Annotated in this window: 16 protein-coding genes; 14 read left to right on the plus strand and 2 right to left on the minus strand. The window is 55.0% G+C overall.

What is annotated here, in order from left to right; all coding sequences use genetic code 11:
- Positions 1-10 precede the first annotated feature (10 nt).
- Positions 11-364: a response regulator gene (locus CJD38_RS06310; RefSeq protein ID WP_107939452.1), complete on the minus strand. Its 354-nt coding sequence runs from the start codon at positions 362-364 to the stop codon at positions 11-13.
- 170 nt (positions 365-534) lie between these two features.
- Here CJD38_RS06310 and gshA point away from each other — a divergent pair, with 170 nt between their 5' ends.
- The 14 genes from gshA (at position 535) to CJD38_RS06380 (ending at position 15,037) form a co-directional block, all read left to right on the plus strand.
- Positions 535-1,830, plus strand: coding sequence for a glutamate--cysteine ligase (gene gshA / locus CJD38_RS06315; protein WP_107939453.1), 1,296 nt, complete (start codon positions 535-537; stop codon positions 1,828-1,830).
- A gap of 1 nt (position 1,831) precedes the next feature.
- Positions 1,832-2,797 carry a glutathione synthase gene (gene gshB, locus CJD38_RS06320; RefSeq protein WP_240783547.1) on the plus strand — a complete coding sequence of 322 codons (966 nt, stop codon included), beginning with the start codon at positions 1,832-1,834 and terminating at the stop codon, positions 2,795-2,797.
- A 137-nt stretch (positions 2,798-2,934) separates the two neighbouring features.
- Complete coding sequence (locus CJD38_RS06325; protein WP_107939455.1) at positions 2,935-3,495, plus strand: YqgE/AlgH family protein; 561 nt, start codon at positions 2,935-2,937, stop codon at positions 3,493-3,495.
- The gene (ruvX, locus tag CJD38_RS06330) at positions 3,492-3,908 is read left to right on the plus strand and encodes a Holliday junction resolvase RuvX (RefSeq protein ID WP_107939456.1); all 417 of its coding nucleotides are present in this window, start codon (positions 3,492-3,494) and stop codon (positions 3,906-3,908) included. The genes CJD38_RS06325 and ruvX overlap by 4 nt, the downstream gene beginning before the upstream one ends.
- A gap of 595 nt (positions 3,909-4,503) precedes the next feature.
- Positions 4,504-5,514 carry an aspartate carbamoyltransferase catalytic subunit gene (locus CJD38_RS06335; protein ID WP_107939457.1) on the plus strand — a complete coding sequence of 337 codons (1,011 nt, stop codon included), beginning with the start codon at positions 4,504-4,506 and terminating at the stop codon, positions 5,512-5,514.
- Positions 5,511-6,809, plus strand: coding sequence for a dihydroorotase (locus CJD38_RS06340; protein WP_107939458.1), 1,299 nt, complete (start codon positions 5,511-5,513; stop codon positions 6,807-6,809). Before CJD38_RS06335 ends, CJD38_RS06340 begins: the two co-directional genes overlap by 4 nt.
- Before the next feature lie 111 nt (positions 6,810-6,920).
- Positions 6,921-7,286 carry a response regulator gene (locus tag CJD38_RS06345; RefSeq protein WP_107939459.1) on the plus strand — a complete coding sequence of 122 codons (366 nt, stop codon included), beginning with the start codon at positions 6,921-6,923 and terminating at the stop codon, positions 7,284-7,286.
- 35 nt (positions 7,287-7,321) lie between these two features.
- On the plus strand, positions 7,322-9,289 hold the full coding sequence (locus CJD38_RS06350) for a methyl-accepting chemotaxis protein (RefSeq protein ID WP_107939460.1): 1,968 nt from the start codon (positions 7,322-7,324) through the stop codon (positions 9,287-9,289).
- A 260-nt stretch (positions 9,290-9,549) separates the two neighbouring features.
- Positions 9,550-11,202, plus strand: coding sequence for a phosphoenolpyruvate carboxykinase (ATP) (locus CJD38_RS06355; protein WP_107939461.1), 1,653 nt, complete (start codon positions 9,550-9,552; stop codon positions 11,200-11,202).
- A 93-nt stretch (positions 11,203-11,295) separates the two neighbouring features.
- A complete protein-coding gene (locus tag CJD38_RS06360; RefSeq protein WP_107939462.1) occupies positions 11,296-11,898 on the plus strand; it encodes a coiled-coil domain-containing protein in 603 nt (200 codons plus the stop codon).
- Positions 11,895-12,521 (plus strand): fumarylacetoacetate hydrolase family protein, encoded by a 627-nt coding sequence (locus tag CJD38_RS06365; RefSeq protein WP_107939463.1) that lies wholly within the window; start codon positions 11,895-11,897, stop codon positions 12,519-12,521. The genes CJD38_RS06360 and CJD38_RS06365 overlap by 4 nt, the downstream gene beginning before the upstream one ends.
- 88 nt (positions 12,522-12,609) lie before the next feature.
- Positions 12,610-13,467, plus strand: a complete 858-nt coding sequence (locus CJD38_RS06370) for a bile acid:sodium symporter family protein (RefSeq protein ID WP_107939464.1) — start codon at positions 12,610-12,612, stop codon at positions 13,465-13,467.
- Entirely contained in the window at positions 13,464-13,940 is a 477-nt protein-coding gene (locus tag CJD38_RS06375; RefSeq protein WP_107939465.1) for a hypothetical protein, read from the plus strand. Before CJD38_RS06370 ends, CJD38_RS06375 begins: the two co-directional genes overlap by 4 nt.
- A gap of 149 nt (positions 13,941-14,089) precedes the next feature.
- Positions 14,090-15,037, plus strand: coding sequence for a homocysteine S-methyltransferase family protein (locus tag CJD38_RS06380; protein WP_107939466.1), 948 nt, complete (start codon positions 14,090-14,092; stop codon positions 15,035-15,037).
- A gap of 69 nt (positions 15,038-15,106) precedes the next feature.
- Here CJD38_RS06380 and CJD38_RS06385 read toward each other — a convergent pair whose 3' ends face one another.
- Complete coding sequence (locus CJD38_RS06385; protein WP_161554174.1) at positions 15,107-17,950, minus strand: penicillin acylase family protein; 2,844 nt, start codon at positions 17,948-17,950, stop codon at positions 15,107-15,109.
- Between the last annotated feature and the right edge of the window lie 91 nt (positions 17,951-18,041).

The raw sequence follows: 18,041 nt of genomic DNA on the forward strand, positions 1-18,041 counted from the left end.
GCAGAGGCAACTATTTCTTAGCGTGAGCTTTCACCGCGCCAATCAGTTCATCTTTCGTGAACGGTTTGGTGAGGTATTCATCGGAGCCGACTATGCGGCCGCGCGCGCGATCAAATAATCCGTCTTTGGACGACAGCATGATGACCGGCGTCTTAGAGAAACGTGGATTACCTTTGATCAGTGCGCAAGCCTGATAACCATCCAGACGCGGCATCATGATGTCGATAAAAATAATATCTGGCTGATGATCGGCAATCTTGCCGAGCGCCTCAAAGCCATCTTGGGCTGTAATAACGACATAACCCTCGCGCGTTAGCAGCGTCTCCGCGGTACGTCGGATCGTCTGACTATCGTCGATGACCATGACTTTTGCTGAGTCCTGGTTTTGTGTGGACACCTTACCCCCTACTAATTCTGTGATCCGCTTTTTTATAGAGTGTTTTGTAACACAGTCCTTGATTAATGCCTATCCGCCCAAAGCTTACGTCGCCTTACCGTTGCGCTACCATGCGCACCACAACATAAGGCGAACCTATGCAAAGTCCCGTTCCCCACCTTGTTACTGCACAAAGCGGGCCACTGCTAAAGCTGGAATCCACCCTGCTCGCAAAAGCCGCCGACATCGAAGCTTGGTTCCGTTCGCAGTGGCTTAAAACCTCGCCGCCGTTCTACAGCTCGGTAGATTTGCGCAACGCTGGATTCAAGCTCGCACCGGTCGATACCAACCTCTTCCCCGGCGGCTTCAACAATCTCAATCCTGCATTTGAGGCCTTGTGCATCCACGCCTTGCAGACCTCGATTGCCCGCGTTTGCCCCACCGCAAAAGGAATTTTGCTGGTGCCGGAAAACCACACGCGCAACAAGTTCTACTTGGAAAACGTGGCGACGCTGTTCAGCCTGATTCAAAAAGCCGGTTATCGCGTACACATCGGCACGCTGATTCCTGACATTACGGAACCGACCGAAATCACGCTGGAGATCTCCGGCCGCAAATTGCTGCTGGAACCGATCACCCGCGACGCTGGTTACGTGTCCGTCGGCGGCTTCACGCCCTGCTCGATTCTGCTGAATAACGATCTGTCATCCGGCATCCCGGCAATTCTTGAAGATCTGGAGCAGGACATCATCCCGCCAATGGGTCTGGGCTGGCATGCGCGCACCAAATCGAGTCATTTCGGCTTCTACCGCGATGTCGCCAAAGAGTTTGGCGAACACATCGGCATTGATCCTTGGCTGGTCGACCCACTGTTCCGCAACTGCGGCCAGATCAACTTCGCCAAACGCGAAGGCGAAGAGTGTCTCGCCTCCAATGTCGAAATGCTTTTGGAAGACATCAAAGCCAAATATGACGAGTACGGCATCACCGACGAGCCTTTCGTCATCATCAAATCCGAAGCCGGCACCTACGGCATGGGCGTGATGACGGCGCGCAGCGTCGACGACGTCCGCAATATGAACCGCAAAGCGCGCACTCATATGAGTAGCGCCAAAGAAGGCAACGAAGTCAGCGGCGCCATCATTCAAGAAGGCGTCCACACCACCGAAAAGCTGGGCGAAGATCAAGCCACCGCCGAACCCGTGGTTTACATGATCGACCAGTTCGTCGTCGGCGGCTTCTATCGCCTCAACAGTCAGCGCGGCGCGCAAGAAAACCTCAATGCACCCGGCATGCGCTTTGAACCGCTGGCCTTTGAAACGCCTTGCACGCATCCAGACCCGAATTGCGGGCCAGATGATCGCCCCAATCGTTTCTATGCTTATGGTGTTGTCGCCCGTCTTGCAGCGTTAGCCGCAGCGCGCGAAATTGAAGCTGAAGCAAAAGGCAACTGAAATGAGCGCACCTCAAAAGCGCCTTGGGGTCGTCATGGACCCCATCGACCACATCAAGCCTTATAAGGACACAACGCTGGCTTTGATGTTGGCGGCGCAGAAGCGCGGCTGGTCACTGCATTATCTGGAAATGCAGGATTTATCCCTGCGTGATGGCGTTGCCATGGGTCGCACACGTCCCGTGAAAGTTTTTGACGATACCCAACACTGGTTCGAATTCACTGGCGAAGCGGAAACCATCAAGCTCGGCGAGCTCGATGCGATTCTGATGCGCAAAGATCCGCCGTTTGATCTGGAATACGTCACCGCGACGTACATTCTGGAACGCGCTGAAGATCAGGGCGCACTCGTCGCCAACAAGCCGCGCAGCCTGCGCGACTGCAACGAGAAAATGTTCACCGCTTGGTTCTCGCAGTGCACACCACCAACCTTGTTCTCACGCGACATGGCGACCTTGCGCGCCTTCCACGCAGAACATAACGATGTCATCTATAAGCCAGTCGATGGCATGGGTGGCGCAGGCATTTTCCGCGTTGGCGCGGATGGCATGAATCTCGGCGCTGTACTCGAAGCGCTCACCAACAACGGCCAAACCACCATCGTGGCGCAGCGCTATTTGCCTGCGATCAAGGATGGCGACAAGCGCATCCTGATGGTGGATGGCGAGCCTGTTCCTTACTGTCTTGCACGCGTACCGATGGCTGGCGAAACCCGCGGCAATCTCGCGGCAGGTGGCAGCGGCCGTCCGCAACCGCTAACCGATCACGATCGCTGGATCGCCGCACAAGTGGGCCCGCGTCTCAAAGAACTCGGCCTGCTGTTTGTGGGTCTCGATGTGATTGGCGAACACCTCACCGAAATCAACGTCACCTCGCCGACCTGCGCACGCGAAATCGACAAGGCTTACGGCACTGATATCGGCGGCCAGTTAATCGCTGCAATCGAAGCACGCCTCACTAAGCGCTAAAGGCCACATAGCACCTGCGCTTTTCTGCGCAGGTGCAGCCAACAAACTGCGCGTAAATTTCTCCGTACCTCAATGCTTTGTGACCGTCTGTCGGTCACAAACTTGTAACGCCCGCAATGTCGCTGGATACTCGACCCATGGCCACAGAATCCCAATTCAAGAATCAATTTCTGGTCGCCATGCCGGGACTGGAGGACGAAAACTTCGATCACTCCGTTACCCTCATGTGCGAACACAGCGACGACGGCGCAATCGGCCTCGTCATCAACCGTCCGATTGAGCTCACATTCAGCGAAATGATGGGCCAGATGGGCTTTGAATTTAATGCCGAGGACGCCGAGCGCCAGATTTTCTGGGGCGGTCCGGTGCAACCCGAACGCGGCTTTGTCGTACATCGCCAGCCCGCCAACTGGGAATCCTGCATGCAGGTTGCGGACAATCTCTACATCACCACCTCGCGCGATATCTTGCGCGCGATTGGTCTTGGCGAAGGGCCCAAGGAATATTTCATCGCTCTCGGCTATGCCGGTTGGAGTGCGGGTCAGCTTGAAACCGAAATCATGAACAACTCTTGGCTGAATACGCCAATTGATCAGGCGATTCTGTTTCACACACCTGCACGTGACCGTTGGCAATCTGCCACGCGCTTACTTGGAATCGACGTCACCCAGATTTCGACTGGCGCCGGCCACGCGTGAGTAGTGTTTACCTCGCCTTTGACTATGGCGAAAAACGAATTGGCGCAGCCATTGGGGATGATCTAACGGGCAGCGCACGTCCACTGCCCACGCTGGCGACCGGTGATTGGGCCGCCATCGAGAAACTCATTAACGAATGGCGCCCCGCTGCGCTGATTGTCGGCATGCCGCTGAACGAAGATGGCAGCGATCAGCTCATCACCACACTGACACGCAAATTTATCCGCCAGATTGAAGGGCGCATTAAGTTGCCGGTGCATACCAGCGACGAACGTTTTTCCTCGCGCGCTGCCGACAATATTCTGCGAGACGCCCGCGCCAGCGGCCAGATGACGCGCCGCGTACGCAAAGGTGATCGTGATGGTCAGGCTGCAAGAGTGATCCTTGAACAGTGGCTACGCGAGCGTTGCTAGTCCGGCGTCATTATTGATGGCCTGTGCGCCGCCTTGCGGCGTGGCTACTGCCTGAGCTGATTGAGATGACGTGTTTCGCGCTATGGCGCGAGTTACCTTTCTTTGCTGGTGCACCAACAGTAGGCGCCTCTAGGCGAAGAAACGTAACCCAAAGAAAGCACCTTTAGAAGCAAAACTACTTGTGTCTTTCAGCTTTTAGCGCACAAACGTTTTCTGGTTGCTATTTCCGGTGCGAGGAAAAAGTGCCGCTATCACTTTTTACATGCTTGGGAATAGAGTCAGTTGTCGTGATGACCATTCGCTCAAATAACAGCAAGAGTGGCTTTGCTTTTAGAAACGTTTTCTTTGGTGACTTTCTTTGACGTTAATCAAAGAAAGTTACCCGGTCAGAGGCATGCTCTGACCAGCGCGGAACACACAACATCAAAGAAAAACAGGAAGAGTTACGCCGCAAGGCGGCGAACAGGCCCATCAACGGAAAGACAGGGCGGGCAAAACACAGATCCCTCGGCATGCTCGAAATGTCAGGAATTACTCTAAATTACGCCATCCCCCTCGTAAGACGAGCTCAAGCTAGGCATAATGCCCGCCTAGAATGACCTCAAATATCCAGCTCGACAGCAGCGGCCGTCTCAAACATCTGCTCACCCTCGAAGGTTTGAGCAAGCCCCTCATTCTTCAGATTCTCGACCAGGCCGCGGCATTCGCCGACGCCACTCAAGGTCGCGACAAGAAATTGGATCACCTGCGCGGTCGCACGGTCATCAATCTCTTCTTCGAAGCCAGCACCCGCACACGCACCACGTTTGAACTGGCCGCCACGCGCCTCTCAGCTGACGTGCTGAATCTGCAAGTCGCCGCTTCCAGCACCAGCAAGGGCGAAACCCTGCTCGACACGCTGAAGACTTTGGAAGCGATGCAGGCGGACATGTTCGTGATCCGTCACGACGCCTCCGGCGCTGCGCACTTCTTTGCAGAACACGCTGCACCGGGCGTTGCGATTCTCAACGCTGGCGACGGCCGCCACGCACACCCGACGCAGGGTTTGCTGGACATGTACACGATTCGCAAAGCCAAGGGCGACTTCAGCAAGCTCAAGGTTGCGATTGTCGGCGACGTCGTTCACTCGCGCGTCGCACGCTCCAATATTCACGCACTGCGCACGCTCGGCGCTAAAGAAATCCGCGTCGTCGCGCCACCAACGCTGGTGCCAGCAGGCATTGAGCAAATGGGCGTCAAGGTTTTCCATTCGCTCGAAGCCGGTCTTGATGGCGTCGACGTAGTGATCCTGCTGCGCCTGCAAAAAGAACGCATGCTCGGCGCCTTTCTGCCTTCGATGTCGGAATTCCACCGCGACTTTGGCCTGACTAAAGCTCGCATCAAACATCTGAAGCCTGACGCCATCATCATGCATCCGGGCCCGATCAATCGCGGCGTCGAGATCGAAGGTGATGTGGCTTACGGCCCACGCTCGCTGATTCTGCAGCAGGTCAGTCACGGCATCGCGGTGCGCATGGCGGTGATGGCGATGATCCTCGGACGCGAACCCGAAACTGAAGTCGCCCCCAAAACAAAAACTAAAAAATCAGCGAGGGCCGCACGATGAGCAAGACTGCGACCAATGCTGATTCGTTGCTGATTGAATCCGCTCGTCTGCTCGATCCCGCCAGCGGCCTCGACGCCACCGGCTTCCTCGGCATTCGCGACGGCAAGATTGCTTATGTCGGCAAGACGCGTCCCAAAGATAAATACGCTAAGTCCATCGACGCCAAAGGCCTCTGGCTAATGCCGGGCTTGGTTGATCTGGCCGCACGCTTCCGCGAACCGGGGCTGACCACCAAAGCAACCATCGTCACTGAAACACGCGCGGCACAGGCCGGCGGCATCACTGCGGTTGTGTTGCCACCTGACACCAGCCCTGTGATTGATTCCCCTGCGGTGGTTGACCGTATCCGTGGCAAAGCCTTGGCTGCAGGCGGCTTAGACATTCATATGCTCGGCGCGCTGACCAAGGGTCTGGCGGGTGAAGCGCTGGCTGAAATGAGCTCGCTGAAACAAGCCGGCTGCATTGGCGTCAGCAACGCCGCATTTGGTTTGCGTGACTCACTGATGGGCCGCCGCGCGCTTGAATACGCACAGGGCCTTGGCTTGACCGTTCATGTGTTTCCTCAGAATCCAGCACTCGCCAATGGCGGCTGCGCGCACGAAGGCCCAGTCGCCACTCGCCTGGGCCTGCTACCAATCCCTGAAGCCGCCGAAGTTTCAGCGATTCGCTTCTGGATCACGCTGGTTGAAGACACCGGCGCCAGCGTCCACTTTGGCCGCCTCTCGACCGCACGTGGTGCAGCGCTGGTTGAAGCCGCACAAAAACGGGGCCTGCCAGTCACCGCAGACGTCGCCGCGCACCAACTTTTCCTGATCGACACCGACGTGGAAGGCTTCAACGCCATGTGCCACGTGATTCCGCCACTGCGCTCCGCTGATGACCGCGATGCCCTGCGCGCAGCGGTGAAGCGCGGCGTGATCGGCGCGATCTGCTCCGATCACCAGCCTCACGAGGCAGACGCCAAGACCAATCCCTTCCCGCTCACCGAGCCGGGCATCAGCGGACTGGAAACCTTGCTACCCCTGACGCTGCGTCTGGTGCACGAGAAAATACTGACGCCGCTACAAGCAGCTGAGCGCCTCAGCGGCACACCCGCCAAGATCGCGGGCATTGCGGCAGGCACGCTGAGCGTCGGCCAATCGGCTGATCTGGTACTGATAAACCCCAATACCCGCTGGACCCTGCAGGCAGATGCCCTGCTGAGCAACGGTCACAACACGCCATTTGCGGGCAGCGCCTTTACCGGTCAGGTCCAGAAGACCTTGTACCGCGGACGCACGGTTTACAACCAATAACCTTCCGTACCCTTGCAGTTGGCACGCTTGGTGTATATTTCAAGGTGTTGCGGTTTTCCATATAAAACGTGCCCATTTAGGGTGCGGTAAAACGACTAGGGGATTCAAAGCATGGCTCGCATTATGGTGGTGGACGATTCGCCCACCGATGTGCAGAACTTGAAGAATATTTTGTCCAAAGCTGGCTACGCTGTGGTTGAAGCCAGTAGCGGGCTCGATGCGATTGCACGCATCAAACAAGAAAAACCAGACTGCGTGATCATGGATGTGGTCATGCCTGGCGTGAACGGCTTTCAAGCCACGCGCACGCTCAGCAAAGATCCGGCAACCGCACACATTCCTGTGCTGGTAATCAGTAGTAAAAATCAAGAAACCGATCGTGTATGGGCGCTGCGTCAGGGCGCACGTGACTACATCGTCAAGCCGGTGAAGGAAGCCGACCTCATCGCAAAAATTAAAGCAGCGATTGGCGGTTGATTTCGCCGCGCTGTAATTAGGGGAGCAAAGGGAATATGGCCGAAATAAACAGGGCCGCTATAGATACGCGACGTAATTTTACGTTGCTCGGCATAGCAATCGCGTTAATCGTTATCGCCATCGGCGGCTTTTACTATTACCAGTCCACCAGCAGCCGCAATCAAACGTGGATTTCACTGGTACGCACGATCAACGCCAACGTTACCAGCGTTGCCAAGGCTGGCTCTGATGCCGCTTTTGGCATCGTGCCTGACTTCCGCGTAATTGCAGATAACACCAACGATTTTGACGACACGATCAAAGCGCTGCGTGAAGGCGACTCTGATTCCGGCATTAAAAAGATGCCAAGCAATGTGCAGGCTGAAGTTGATGCTGTCGCCAACGCATGGAAAAAAATGCATGGCGGTATCGACAAAGTTTTGAAGGGTGAAGTGTCGTATCAGCGCACGATCACCAACATCTCAACCATCAGCACTGCCGCAACCAGCATCTCAAAAACCTACGGCGATATTGCTGACCGTTTGAATCAACAAGGCGGCGCAGCTGCGCTTATCGTTGCCAACCAGATCGCACGTCTGGAACGCATGCAGGCAGCAGCACAACGCGTCGTTCATCAAGGCCGTGATGCAGAAGTAGCTGCAGCAGAAGTCGACAAAGAAGTTAAAGCCTTCTTGCGTGGTCAGCGCTCCATCTCGATTGATGGCGCAACCGACAAACAAATCAACGACACCTTCTCAGCTGTTCCGGCTGCTTCGGAAGGCATCGTCAACGACGCACCAGAAATCGCGAAACTCCAGCAATCTGCTGCTGTACTCCAAGGCGACAGCACTGAAGTGCTCGCCGCAGGCAACACGCTAGAACAAGCGCTGCTCGATACGCTGTCGATTCCGAAAGCACTGCCTTACATCAGCCTTGGCGCTTCAGGCATGGCGTTGTTGCTGATCATTACCTTCGTTTACTTGTCGATGAAGGCACTGCGCGAACGCAATAGCAGAACCGAAGAGCGCGACGCTAAACAGCAGCAAGCTATTCTTGGTTTGCTCGACGAAATTACCAACCTTGCAGACGGCGACCTCACGGTTGACGTTACGGTGACAGAAGACTTTACCGGCGCCATCGCCGACTCTTTCAACTACACCGTCGGCAACATGCGTAATCTCGTCGGTACGATCAACACGACGTCAGTAGATATCGGTGCAGCTGCTAGCGAAACGCAGCAGGTTGCGCTGAAGATGAACGAAGCTTCGGAACGTCAGGCTCGCGAAATCTCCGCAGTAACCAACACCATCGCTGCAACGTCGCAGTCACTTCAACAAGTGGCCGCAAGCGCTGAGAAGCTCGCACAACAGGCGCAGAACTCAGTGCAGGTTGCACACAACGGCGCTGAAACCGTGGGTCGTACGATTCAAGGTATGGCTGCGCTACGTGAACAGATTCAAGATACGTCCAAGCGCATCAAGCGCCTCGGTGAATCTTCACAAGAAATCGGCAACATCATCGAATTCATTAACGATATCGCCGAACAAACCAACACCCTCGCCCTCAATGCATCGATTCAGGCTGCGATGGCAGGCGAACAGGGCCGCGGCTTCGCGGTGGTTGCTGACGAAGTTCAGCGACTCGCTGAACGTGCTGCTAACGCAACGCGTCAGATTGAAAATCTGGTTAAGACGATTCAGGCCGACACCAACGAGGCGATCATCTCGATGGAGCGCTCAACCACCAACGTGGTCAGCGGTGCAAAGTCAGCTGAAGAAGCCGGTCAGGCACTGACCAAGATCGAAACCTCGTCTCAGGAACTGTCACGACTGATTCAAGAAATCTCGGTTTCTGCCCGCAGCCAGTCTGCCGCTTCGACCAAGATTGCCGGCACGATGCAGGTCATTCGAGAAATTGCCGTGCAGACCTCCGGGTCAGCCGGTCAAACCGCCAACGCCGTAGGTGAACTCAACACGCTGTCGGAAAAACTGCGCGAATCAGTGGCAGGCTTCAAACTGCCTTAATTGCTGCAGAAAACTTTACTTTCGAGGCCGCTCTATGCGGCCTCGTTTGTTTTATATCGGTTAATTATTTATTAATTGACTATATTTAAAAACAGCAAAACGCGCTAAATTAGTCCCTTTGAGGGAGGTTCCCCCTCCCTACGTCATTGTCTCTAAAGGCCAATACTTTGAGGGGCTTGCCTCCATCCCCCCCCCTCTTTATCCTTGCGCACCCTGCCGCTGTCGCAGAACCAAATTCTTTTACACTTTGAGGACGCTCAATGACCTTCCAGGCCGATCTTGAAAAGCTTTTTGGACTGAAAAACGTTACCTATAAGTACAACCTGTCCAAGGAAGAGCTTTTTCACGAAGCGATCGCTAACGACAAAGGCCGCGTTCGCCGCGGCGGTCCGAGCAACGAACAGAAAGCGTTTCCAACCAAACTGGGCGTAAAAGGCCCGTTGGTTTATTACACCGACCCGGATTGCACCGGTCGCCGCACGAAAGACACCTTCGCCGTTAAATGGCCAGAAGTAGCTGACGAGATCTGGTTTAAGGCCGACCTCAGCCCGTATGACCCAACCGCTTATGAGGGCCTCCTCAAGCGCGTAATCCAACACCTTAACGATAAGAAAGCTTCGCTCTACGTTAAAGACGTGTTCATGGGCAGCGACGAAGACTTCGCCGTCCCTTACCGTTTTGTTGGCGAATACGCCACGCACGCCGCCTTCGTCGACAACATGTTCCCGAAAAATCTGGAAGGCGTGAAAGATGTTGATGCACGTCGCTGGACGATGATCAACGTGCCGAGCTTTGAATGCGTTCCAGAACGCGATGGCAGCCGCTCAGAAGCCGCTGTGATCATCGACGCTCGCAACAAGATTTGCTTGGTTGCTGGCCGCGCCGACTACTGCGGCGTTAACAAGAAAACCATCTTCACCGTCGGCAACTACCTGCTGCCGAAAGAAGGCCGTCTGTCGATGCATTGCTCGGCCAACGTTGGAGCCAAGAACGACGGCGCGATCCTGTTCGGCCTCTCCGGCACTGGCAAGACCACGCTCTCCGCTGACGCTTCACGCAAGCTGATTGGCGACGACGAAATCATTTGGTCGGATAACGGCCTGTGCAACCTCGAAGGCGGCTGCTACGCCAAGCTGATCAACCTCGACAAGGCCGCTGAGCCTGTCATCGCTGAAGCCATGAGCAAAGCGGGTTGCATCATCGAAAACGTTCCGCCTCTGCCTGGCAAGACGATGGCTGAGTGCCACCCCGACGAGCTCGATCTGAACGACGACTCGATTGCTGAAAACACGCGTCTGTCTTACCCGTTGGAAGTTGTGCCTAACGTCATGCCTAAGGGCCGCGGTCCGCATCCGCAGACCATCGTGCTGCTCACCGCTGACGCATACGGCGTGCTGCCACCGATCTCGATCCTTGAGCCTAAGGACGTGATGTATCACTTCGTCTCCGGCTTCACTGCACGCGTTGCAGGTACCGAAGTGGGCGTGACCGAACCGCAGCCAACGTTCTCGGCTTGCTTCGGCGGCCCGTTCATGGCGCACCGTCCTAACGTTTACGCTGAACTGCTCGCTAAGAAGATGGAGCAGAACAAGGCTCGTTGCATTCTGCTCAACACCGGCTGGTCTGGCGGCAAGTACGGCGTCGGCAAGCGTATGTCACTCAAAGTGACCCGCGCCCTGCTTAACGCTGCATTGAATGGCGAACTGGATTCAGTGGAGACCGAGAAGCTGCCTATTCTCAATCTCACGATTCCTAAGTCCTGCCCGAACGTCGACAGCGGCATTCTCAACCCACGCAACACCTGGGCTGACAAGGCTGAATACGACGTCACGGCAACCAAGCTGCGCGATGCTTTCCGCGAAAACTTCCAGAAGAAGGGCTTCGCAAGCTTCGGCATCGAAGAACGTATCTAAGCTTTAAGCGGTCAAACAAAGCGGTTGTCGACCTAGATGTCGGCAACCGCTTTTTCGTTTAGTGTTGTCTTACACAACTAGAGCGCCTGAATCATGTCCACTCTTTCACGCACCCTCATTGCGATTGCCTTGGCCCTGCCCGCATTCGCTCACGCTGCCGATGACAGCAGCACTGGCAAGCCCATGCTGACTCGCGGAGAAGTTGAACAATGCGTTGCAGATCGCAACGACGTTGTCGCTCGTAATGAAGCCTTGTCCTTGCAGAAAGTGCAGATCGATGCGCGTGGCGATGCGCTGATTCAAAACGAATCCCGCATGAAAGACGCACAGAATTCGCTCAAGCCTGATCTCGCTCAGTTGCAAGAACATCAAGACGAACTCAAGCGCCGCACCAACGATATGGCCGCATACTTTGAGCAAGCCACCGTCGTTAAAAAACTCAGCGCTGCTTACAAAGATCGCGTTGATCGCTACAACGCCGATGTGCGCGCACATCAGGTCTTGCTTGATCAATACAACATCGATGCCGACGCGCTGAACAAGCAACTCGACGCATTAGAGGTCAAGGCGCGCAGCGTCGACAAACGCTGCGTCAACAAGCCAGCTAAGCGCGCAGATATTAATGCGGTCAAATCAGCGAACGAAGAAAAACCACGTACGACAGTGCTGTCACCCGAGACTCGCGTTCTGCCATGAATGTAAATCGCATTTTCTGCATCGGCAAAAACTACGCCGATCACGTTGCTGAACTCGCTCATCTGGGTCACGCCGCAGATGGTGACTGCGTCATCTTCATGAAGCCCACTTCGAGCATTGTCGAAGAAGGCCAAAAGATTCACCTGCCCCGCAACAAAGGCAGCATTCATTTCGAAGCAGAAATGGTCGTCACACTCACCGGCGGCGGCGAAGATATTCCCGTTGAAGATGCACTTGGCTCCGTAGCCGGAATAACGCTCGGCCTTGATCTGACACTGCGTGATTTACAAACGCAGCTCAAACAAAAAGGCGCGCCGTGGGAAATCGCCAAAGCATTTGATGGCGCCGCACCGCTGGGCGATTTCAAACCATATCTTGAACAAGACCTGCAGAACTTTGAGTTCACCTGCCACATCAACGGCACACTGCGTCAACACGGTTTCACCAAGAACATGCTCTACAGCGTGGCACGTCAGATCAGCATCCTCAGCCAAACCTGGGCGCTGGAACCGGGCGACATCATCTACACCGGCACACCTGCAGGCGTAGGCCCGCTCGTACCAGGCGATCACGTTGTGCTGCACAGCCCGGGCATTGGCCGTTTTGAGTGGCACTGCGCCTGATTTCACCCCATCGGCGTTGGAATCTTTATGCCGGCTTTACCTGTAGCCACATAGCCGCCAAGATGCGGCTACTACTCAGGGGAGCACCATGGCTACAAGCCTCATCATCACCACACTGCTGCCGTTGTCGCTGTTCATCATCATGTCCGGACTCGGGCTTGCGCTAACAGTCGGTGATTTCAAACGCGTCGCGCTGTATCCCAAAGGCGCAACGATTGGCTTGATCAATCTTATTTTGCTGTCGCCACTCCTCGGCTTTTTAATCGCCAAATTATTTGGGCTCACCGCAGCCCTCGCAGTCGGCATGGTGTTGCTAGGCGCATCACCCGGCGGCACCACCGCCAATATGCTCACGCATCTTGCACGTGGCGACACCGCACTCTCTGTAACGATGACAGCGCTCTCCAGTCTCGCCGCAGTCATCACCACGCCGATCTTCCTCGCACTCGCCAGCGCTCACTTTTTAGCGGGCGACGAAGCATTGAAGTTGGATATGGGCCCCATCGTGGTGAAGGTGTTATTGATCACGCTGCTGCCACTCTCCATCGGCATGGCAATCCGCGCATTTGCACCCGCATTTGCACTACGCATTGAACCAGTCGCAAAGAAAATAGCCACCGTATTTTTTATCGGCGTCGTGTTTGTTGTGCTCGGCAGCGAATATGAAGAGATCGGCCAACACATCGGCGTTATTGGTCCTGCCGTACTCACGCTAAATATTCTAGCGATGACCATCAGCTACCAAATCGCACGCATCGCAAAACTAGACAGCAAACAATCCACCGCCATCGCCATCGAACTCGGCGTACACAACACCACACTCGCAATGGCAGTCGGCGCAATGGTCGCGCCTGAACTCATCGTGCCTGCGGCGGTGTATGGCGTGTTTATGTTTTTTACTGCCGGCGTGTTTGCGAAGATCATGCATCGTAAAAATTCGTTATGAACAGATATCTGCTCCTATGCATCGCCTGCATCTCCTGCACAGAAGTGGCAGAGTCAGGACTAACAGCTCAGTCATATGGCCGTATTCAATTCGGCCAACCGTTGGCAACCGCTGAAAAAATACTTGATGAAAAAATCGTGATGGCTGCTAACAGTGATCCAGCTTGTCACTACGTTTCATTTGCCGCCTACCCCAACGTTCGTTTCATGGTTGAAAACGGAGTTGTAACTCGCGGCGAGCTTCAAGCAGGACAATCGCTTGGAGTTGGAATCGCGGATTCCTTAGAGTCAGCAAAGGCCAAACATCCGGATGTCTACATCCAGCCGCATAAGTACGATCCAAATGGGCATTACCTGATTCTAAAAAGTAGTGATGCAAAGTTTGCCGTGGTTATGGAAGAAGCTGGAGGAAAAATTACAAAAATTCGCGGGGGCATTGAGCCATCCGTCGAATATGTAGAGGGCTGCCTATAAACCCGAACCAGTGCTGTCGCTAAGGCCCAAAAGAACTTGGCTCGCATTCATTTCTTCACCGTTCAATAAAAAGCAAAACTGCACATATCTGAATACCGCTCCCGACGCTCGGGAAATCCGTTTGTAAAAACGCACCGGAGGTAGATCAAATGCGCACTGACTTCCCGAAGCAGAAAGCAGGCGTTCTCTACATGACCGAAGGGGGTCAAGAGACCGAGATCATGTTCAAGTTTGGGCATGATCTTCCGCAGTTCGCGATGTATTCCTTGCTCGACAAACCGCAGGCACTCGCCGAACTTAAAGCTATGTACTGCCGATATCTGGACGCATCAGCGAAACATGGTTTTGTGGCATTGATGGGTGGACTGGACTATCGCGCCAGTCCCGATTGGGGTTCATTGCTGGGGTACTCGCGAGAAGCTTTGGCTGAGACCCAGCATCGATGCATCGATTTTCTTCGGGATGTTGCGAAGCCATACGTCGATCAACTTCCGGGCATTAGTTATGTGGGCATCGTGGGCCCCAGAGGCGACGCGTATTCGCTGAATCAAACGATCACGGCTGAGAGCGCGGAGGATTATCACAGCGTGCAGTTGGAAACGCTGAGTAAAGCTGGCGTTGATCTTGTAAGCGCAATGACGTTCAACAACATCCCGGAGGCCGTTGGCCTATCGCGCGCAGCAGCTCGCGTCGGACTGCCATTGGCCTTGTCCTTTACGCTGGATAGCACTTGCTGTCTCAAATCTGGCCCCAGCCTTAAAGAAGCGATTGAAGCAGTTGATACACAGGCCGGCGATGCAAAGCCCACGTTCTACGGCATCAACTGTTCACATCCTTTCGAATTTGAACCTGCGATTGAGCCAGGCGCGTGGTTTCAACGTGTACGCAGCCTGCGCCCTAATGCCGCAAAGATGGATAAAATTTCGCTATGCCAGTTGGGCCATCTCGAAGAAGGCGATCCGAAAGAACTTGGCGAATTGATGGGCGATATTGCAAAGCGATATCCGCACATTGATATCTGGGGCGGCTGTTGCGGAACGTGGGAAACGCATCTTGATGAAATCGCCCGCAACGTACGAATGGCACACACGTCGTAAGTATTGAAGATCAACCGAAGCACCCTAATAAAAAGCCCCGCAATGCGGGGCTTTTTATTTAAACAATGATCAAGGCTTCTCGTAGCCTGCGTGATGCACCCATGAACCGCGATCTTCGTAAGGCATGGTCACGCAACTCGTACCGGGAATCGTGTCAGACCCCGGGCCAATCACACCTGAGAGCGAGCACAGTTTTGAGCGCGGATGGATGCGAGTGGACTTGGGCAAATCAGCTACCGTCATCGCGACATTTCCGTTGTACTGTTTAGATAAAGCCTGCAGCGTGCGATCCAGTGCTGCGCGCAAGATGACATCACGCGAGCGACCGCCGGTGTAATCACGACGCACTGCAAGACCCGACGTCGATGGCTTGAGAATACGCAAGATCAAGTTGTCCATCACGCTTTGATCGAACACATGACTGCCAACACCTGACACGCGACCAAACACTGTCAGCCCTGCTTCTGCGTTGGGATTGTTCGGATCCGGATCAGGCACGCCGCTATCGATGACATTATCTTTGAGCGGAAGGAACAGTTCTTCACGGATGGCATCCACATACGCACCGAAGATGGTTGCACCCGGGCCGTCTTTGACTGATGGATTGCTGATGTCGTAATCAGGGCCAAACGCATCACCATTCCAAGTCAGCATGGTATCCAGCGCAGCTTTCTGAACATCACTCAGCGTTGCAGCATTTGCACTACGGAATGCTTTCAACACCGGCAGATATTCGCGCGCACGATGATCGTGAATGCCGTGATGACGATCGATTTCTTTCAGATCATCAAAGGTCCAGTCGCTGCGTGTAGCCAGCTTGTCGAGAATCGACGTTACGCGCTGACCTGCACCACCGGGGCGTGAAGTATTGCCAAGGCCTTCGCCATCCAGCCAACCAAATGCAGGCTTGGTATTCCAGTTGGCGACATAGCCTTCCGGCGGATCAACTACATGCGGCAGTTCTTTGAATGACAGATTGCTACCGAAGTCGTACTCGCCCGTACCCGGACTTGGCAGACGCATATCCGTATCGCCGCTGCGGCGTGGGAACAAGCCAGGATGGTAATAAGCGATGTGTCCGTCACGCGTTGCGACGGTTACGTTTTCGTTCCACGTGAGCTTGCTTGCACCAGCGACGAAATCTTTAAAGCTCTTCGCCTTGTTCCACTCGCGCAGACCTTCAATGGTTTCGATCTCTCGTTGCCACATTGCAAATTGCAGCGAACGCGCCAAGCCACGCGCATCATCACGCGCCACAACCGGGCCGTGCACAGTTCGGCATATTTTTTTCGTGGTGTTGAAAAGAGGCGGAGCTGCGGGAATGCCGGAAGCAGAGACGCGGAAGTTCACCGTCTCGCTGCGGCAGCTCATGTCTTTCCACACGCCTTTATGAAAATACTGATCCGCCGCGCAAGTGCCCGCAGTCTGCTGCGCAGTCGAGCAGATGGTTTCGATGAAGGAGTCGATCGTCTTGCTATAGCCCGTGGTCAGACCCCAAGCGATGTCGTTGTTGTATCCAATGCCGACCACTGGCAGGCCCGGCACCGAGCTGCCACGTGCGTGGTAATCGCCGCTATGAATTTCATATTCCACCAACAAGAGCGGATAGCTGTAACCAAGCTGAGGGCCGCTGACCATCAGCGTGCCACCGTCGCGTGTGCGTGAAGAGCCGATGGCATAAGCCATAGAACCACCGTGCAAATGCGCACGCAGATCAATCAATGCTTTCACTAGGTCTTGCACAATTTTCTGCGCTGCAGCCGCTTTGCGCAGCGCCTTTGCTGCTTTTGCTGTGGCCTTCTTCGCCTGCATGAGAGGCTTGGAGATCACCTCGCTTGCACCGCGATCCAGACTAACCGCACCGGTGACAGTGCCCAGCTCAGCGCAGGGCGAAGGCATTGCAGCGTGGCCGGTGCCATCGCCTTTCCAAACGGTGTCTGGCAAAGCCATCGCCCAGTCGGCCATGTTGTTAAAAACAGTTTCGCGCGTGCCGCTGCTTGGCGCGTTTTGGTTAGAGAACTTTGCTGTCGATGCAGGAATCGTCGCGATCGCTTTCGGATCTTCCAGCCACACCATGTCTTGGAATGCCTGCTTGGCCGCACTGGCGCTGCCGTATTCCGCTTGCAGCTGTTGCAGCATCTTGATGTTGAGGAATTCGTTGCCGCCCTCGCTGGCTACAAAGCGCGTGATGTAGACACCAGCGGCGAGTACGTCCGTTACGCTGAACGGCTCTGGAATTGAAGTCAGCAGCGCATATTCAGCAGGCAGAATCGTCGGATCGGTCAGCGCTTTGGTGCGCAACGCGTTGGCACCATCAACGTAACCCTGCACAGCATCTTTGGCGTCTTGCGACAGGCCGTTGAATATCGCGAGATATTCCTCTTCGGTATACGTCGTTGTGCGCGTGGCGATATCACCCGCAACGCCGCCACAGCCTGTGAGCTCGGCGAATGTGCCGCGCCCCATGCGACGCACTGCATCCATCAAAAACAGACGGTCATGCGCAATCGCATAGCCCACACCAAACCAGAGATCGCGCACATTAGGTGCATAAACAATCGGCACGCCGTAGCTGTCGCGATAAATCTCGATGCCAGCTTTCGGCACTTCTGCTGTTCCGGGCTTGGTGACTAATACGCCGGGCTTGGACTGGAAGTTCCAGTACATCTCGCGCTGGTCGTCCACATGAGCGCCGTAATCGCCGGGATTACCTGTCGCCAGGCCCAGCGCCTGCCCTACCACGTTGAATAAGCCAGATTGACCGGGTGGCAGCGCAGTCTCTGCCTTGAGCGCCAGTTCGCTGGCAGGCGTGCCGCCACCACCGCCACCGCCATTCACGCCATCAGAGCGGCTACACGCACCCAGTGACGCAAGCAGTGCGGTCAGCAACAAAGTCCGCTTTAGTGTGTTCATTGCCTGCATCCCCTTTAGCTTTTTATTTAGACCGGAAGGATACCCAATAAGCCGACAGGGGCACGGTGGTAGGATTTACCCAGTCATTTCC

The organism is Stenotrophobium rhamnosiphilum (assembly GCF_003052265.1).
Lineage (GTDB): Bacteria > Pseudomonadota > Gammaproteobacteria > Nevskiales > Nevskiaceae > Stenotrophobium > Stenotrophobium rhamnosiphilum.

What these genes read in the sequence shown, in the direction of transcription:
- CJD38_RS06335 (WP_107939457.1), top strand. Translation starts at nt 4,504, where the DNA reads ATGACCTCAAATATCCAGCTCGACAGCAGCGGCCGTCTCAAACATCTG.
- CJD38_RS06340 (WP_107939458.1), top strand. Translation starts at nt 5,511, where the DNA reads ATGAGCAAGACTGCGACCAATGCTGATTCGTTGCTGATTGAATCCGCT.
- CJD38_RS06355 (WP_107939461.1), top strand. Translation starts at nt 9,550, where the DNA reads ATGACCTTCCAGGCCGATCTTGAAAAGCTTTTTGGACTGAAAAACGTT.
- gshB (WP_240783547.1), top strand. Translation starts at nt 1,832, where the DNA reads ATGAGCGCACCTCAAAAGCGCCTTGGGGTCGTCATGGACCCCATCGAC.
- CJD38_RS06325 (WP_107939455.1), top strand. Translation starts at nt 2,935, where the DNA reads ATGGCCACAGAATCCCAATTCAAGAATCAATTTCTGGTCGCCATGCCG.
- CJD38_RS06380 (WP_107939466.1), top strand. Translation starts at nt 14,090, where the DNA reads ATGCGCACTGACTTCCCGAAGCAGAAAGCAGGCGTTCTCTACATGACC.
- CJD38_RS06370 (WP_107939464.1), top strand. Translation starts at nt 12,610, where the DNA reads ATGGCTACAAGCCTCATCATCACCACACTGCTGCCGTTGTCGCTGTTC.
- CJD38_RS06365 (WP_107939463.1), top strand. Translation starts at nt 11,895, where the DNA reads ATGAATGTAAATCGCATTTTCTGCATCGGCAAAAACTACGCCGATCAC.
- CJD38_RS06360 (WP_107939462.1), top strand. Translation starts at nt 11,296, where the DNA reads ATGTCCACTCTTTCACGCACCCTCATTGCGATTGCCTTGGCCCTGCCC.
- CJD38_RS06385 (WP_161554174.1), bottom strand. Translation starts at nt 17,950, where the DNA reads ATGAACACACTAAAGCGGACTTTGTTGCTGACCGCACTGCTTGCGTCA.
- CJD38_RS06375 (WP_107939465.1), top strand. Translation starts at nt 13,464, where the DNA reads ATGAACAGATATCTGCTCCTATGCATCGCCTGCATCTCCTGCACAGAA.
- CJD38_RS06345 (WP_107939459.1), top strand. Translation starts at nt 6,921, where the DNA reads ATGGCTCGCATTATGGTGGTGGACGATTCGCCCACCGATGTGCAGAAC.
- gshA (WP_107939453.1), top strand. Translation starts at nt 535, where the DNA reads ATGCAAAGTCCCGTTCCCCACCTTGTTACTGCACAAAGCGGGCCACTG.
- CJD38_RS06310 (WP_107939452.1), bottom strand. Translation starts at nt 364, where the DNA reads ATGGTCATCGACGATAGTCAGACGATCCGACGTACCGCGGAGACGCTG.
- CJD38_RS06350 (WP_107939460.1), top strand. Translation starts at nt 7,322, where the DNA reads ATGGCCGAAATAAACAGGGCCGCTATAGATACGCGACGTAATTTTACG.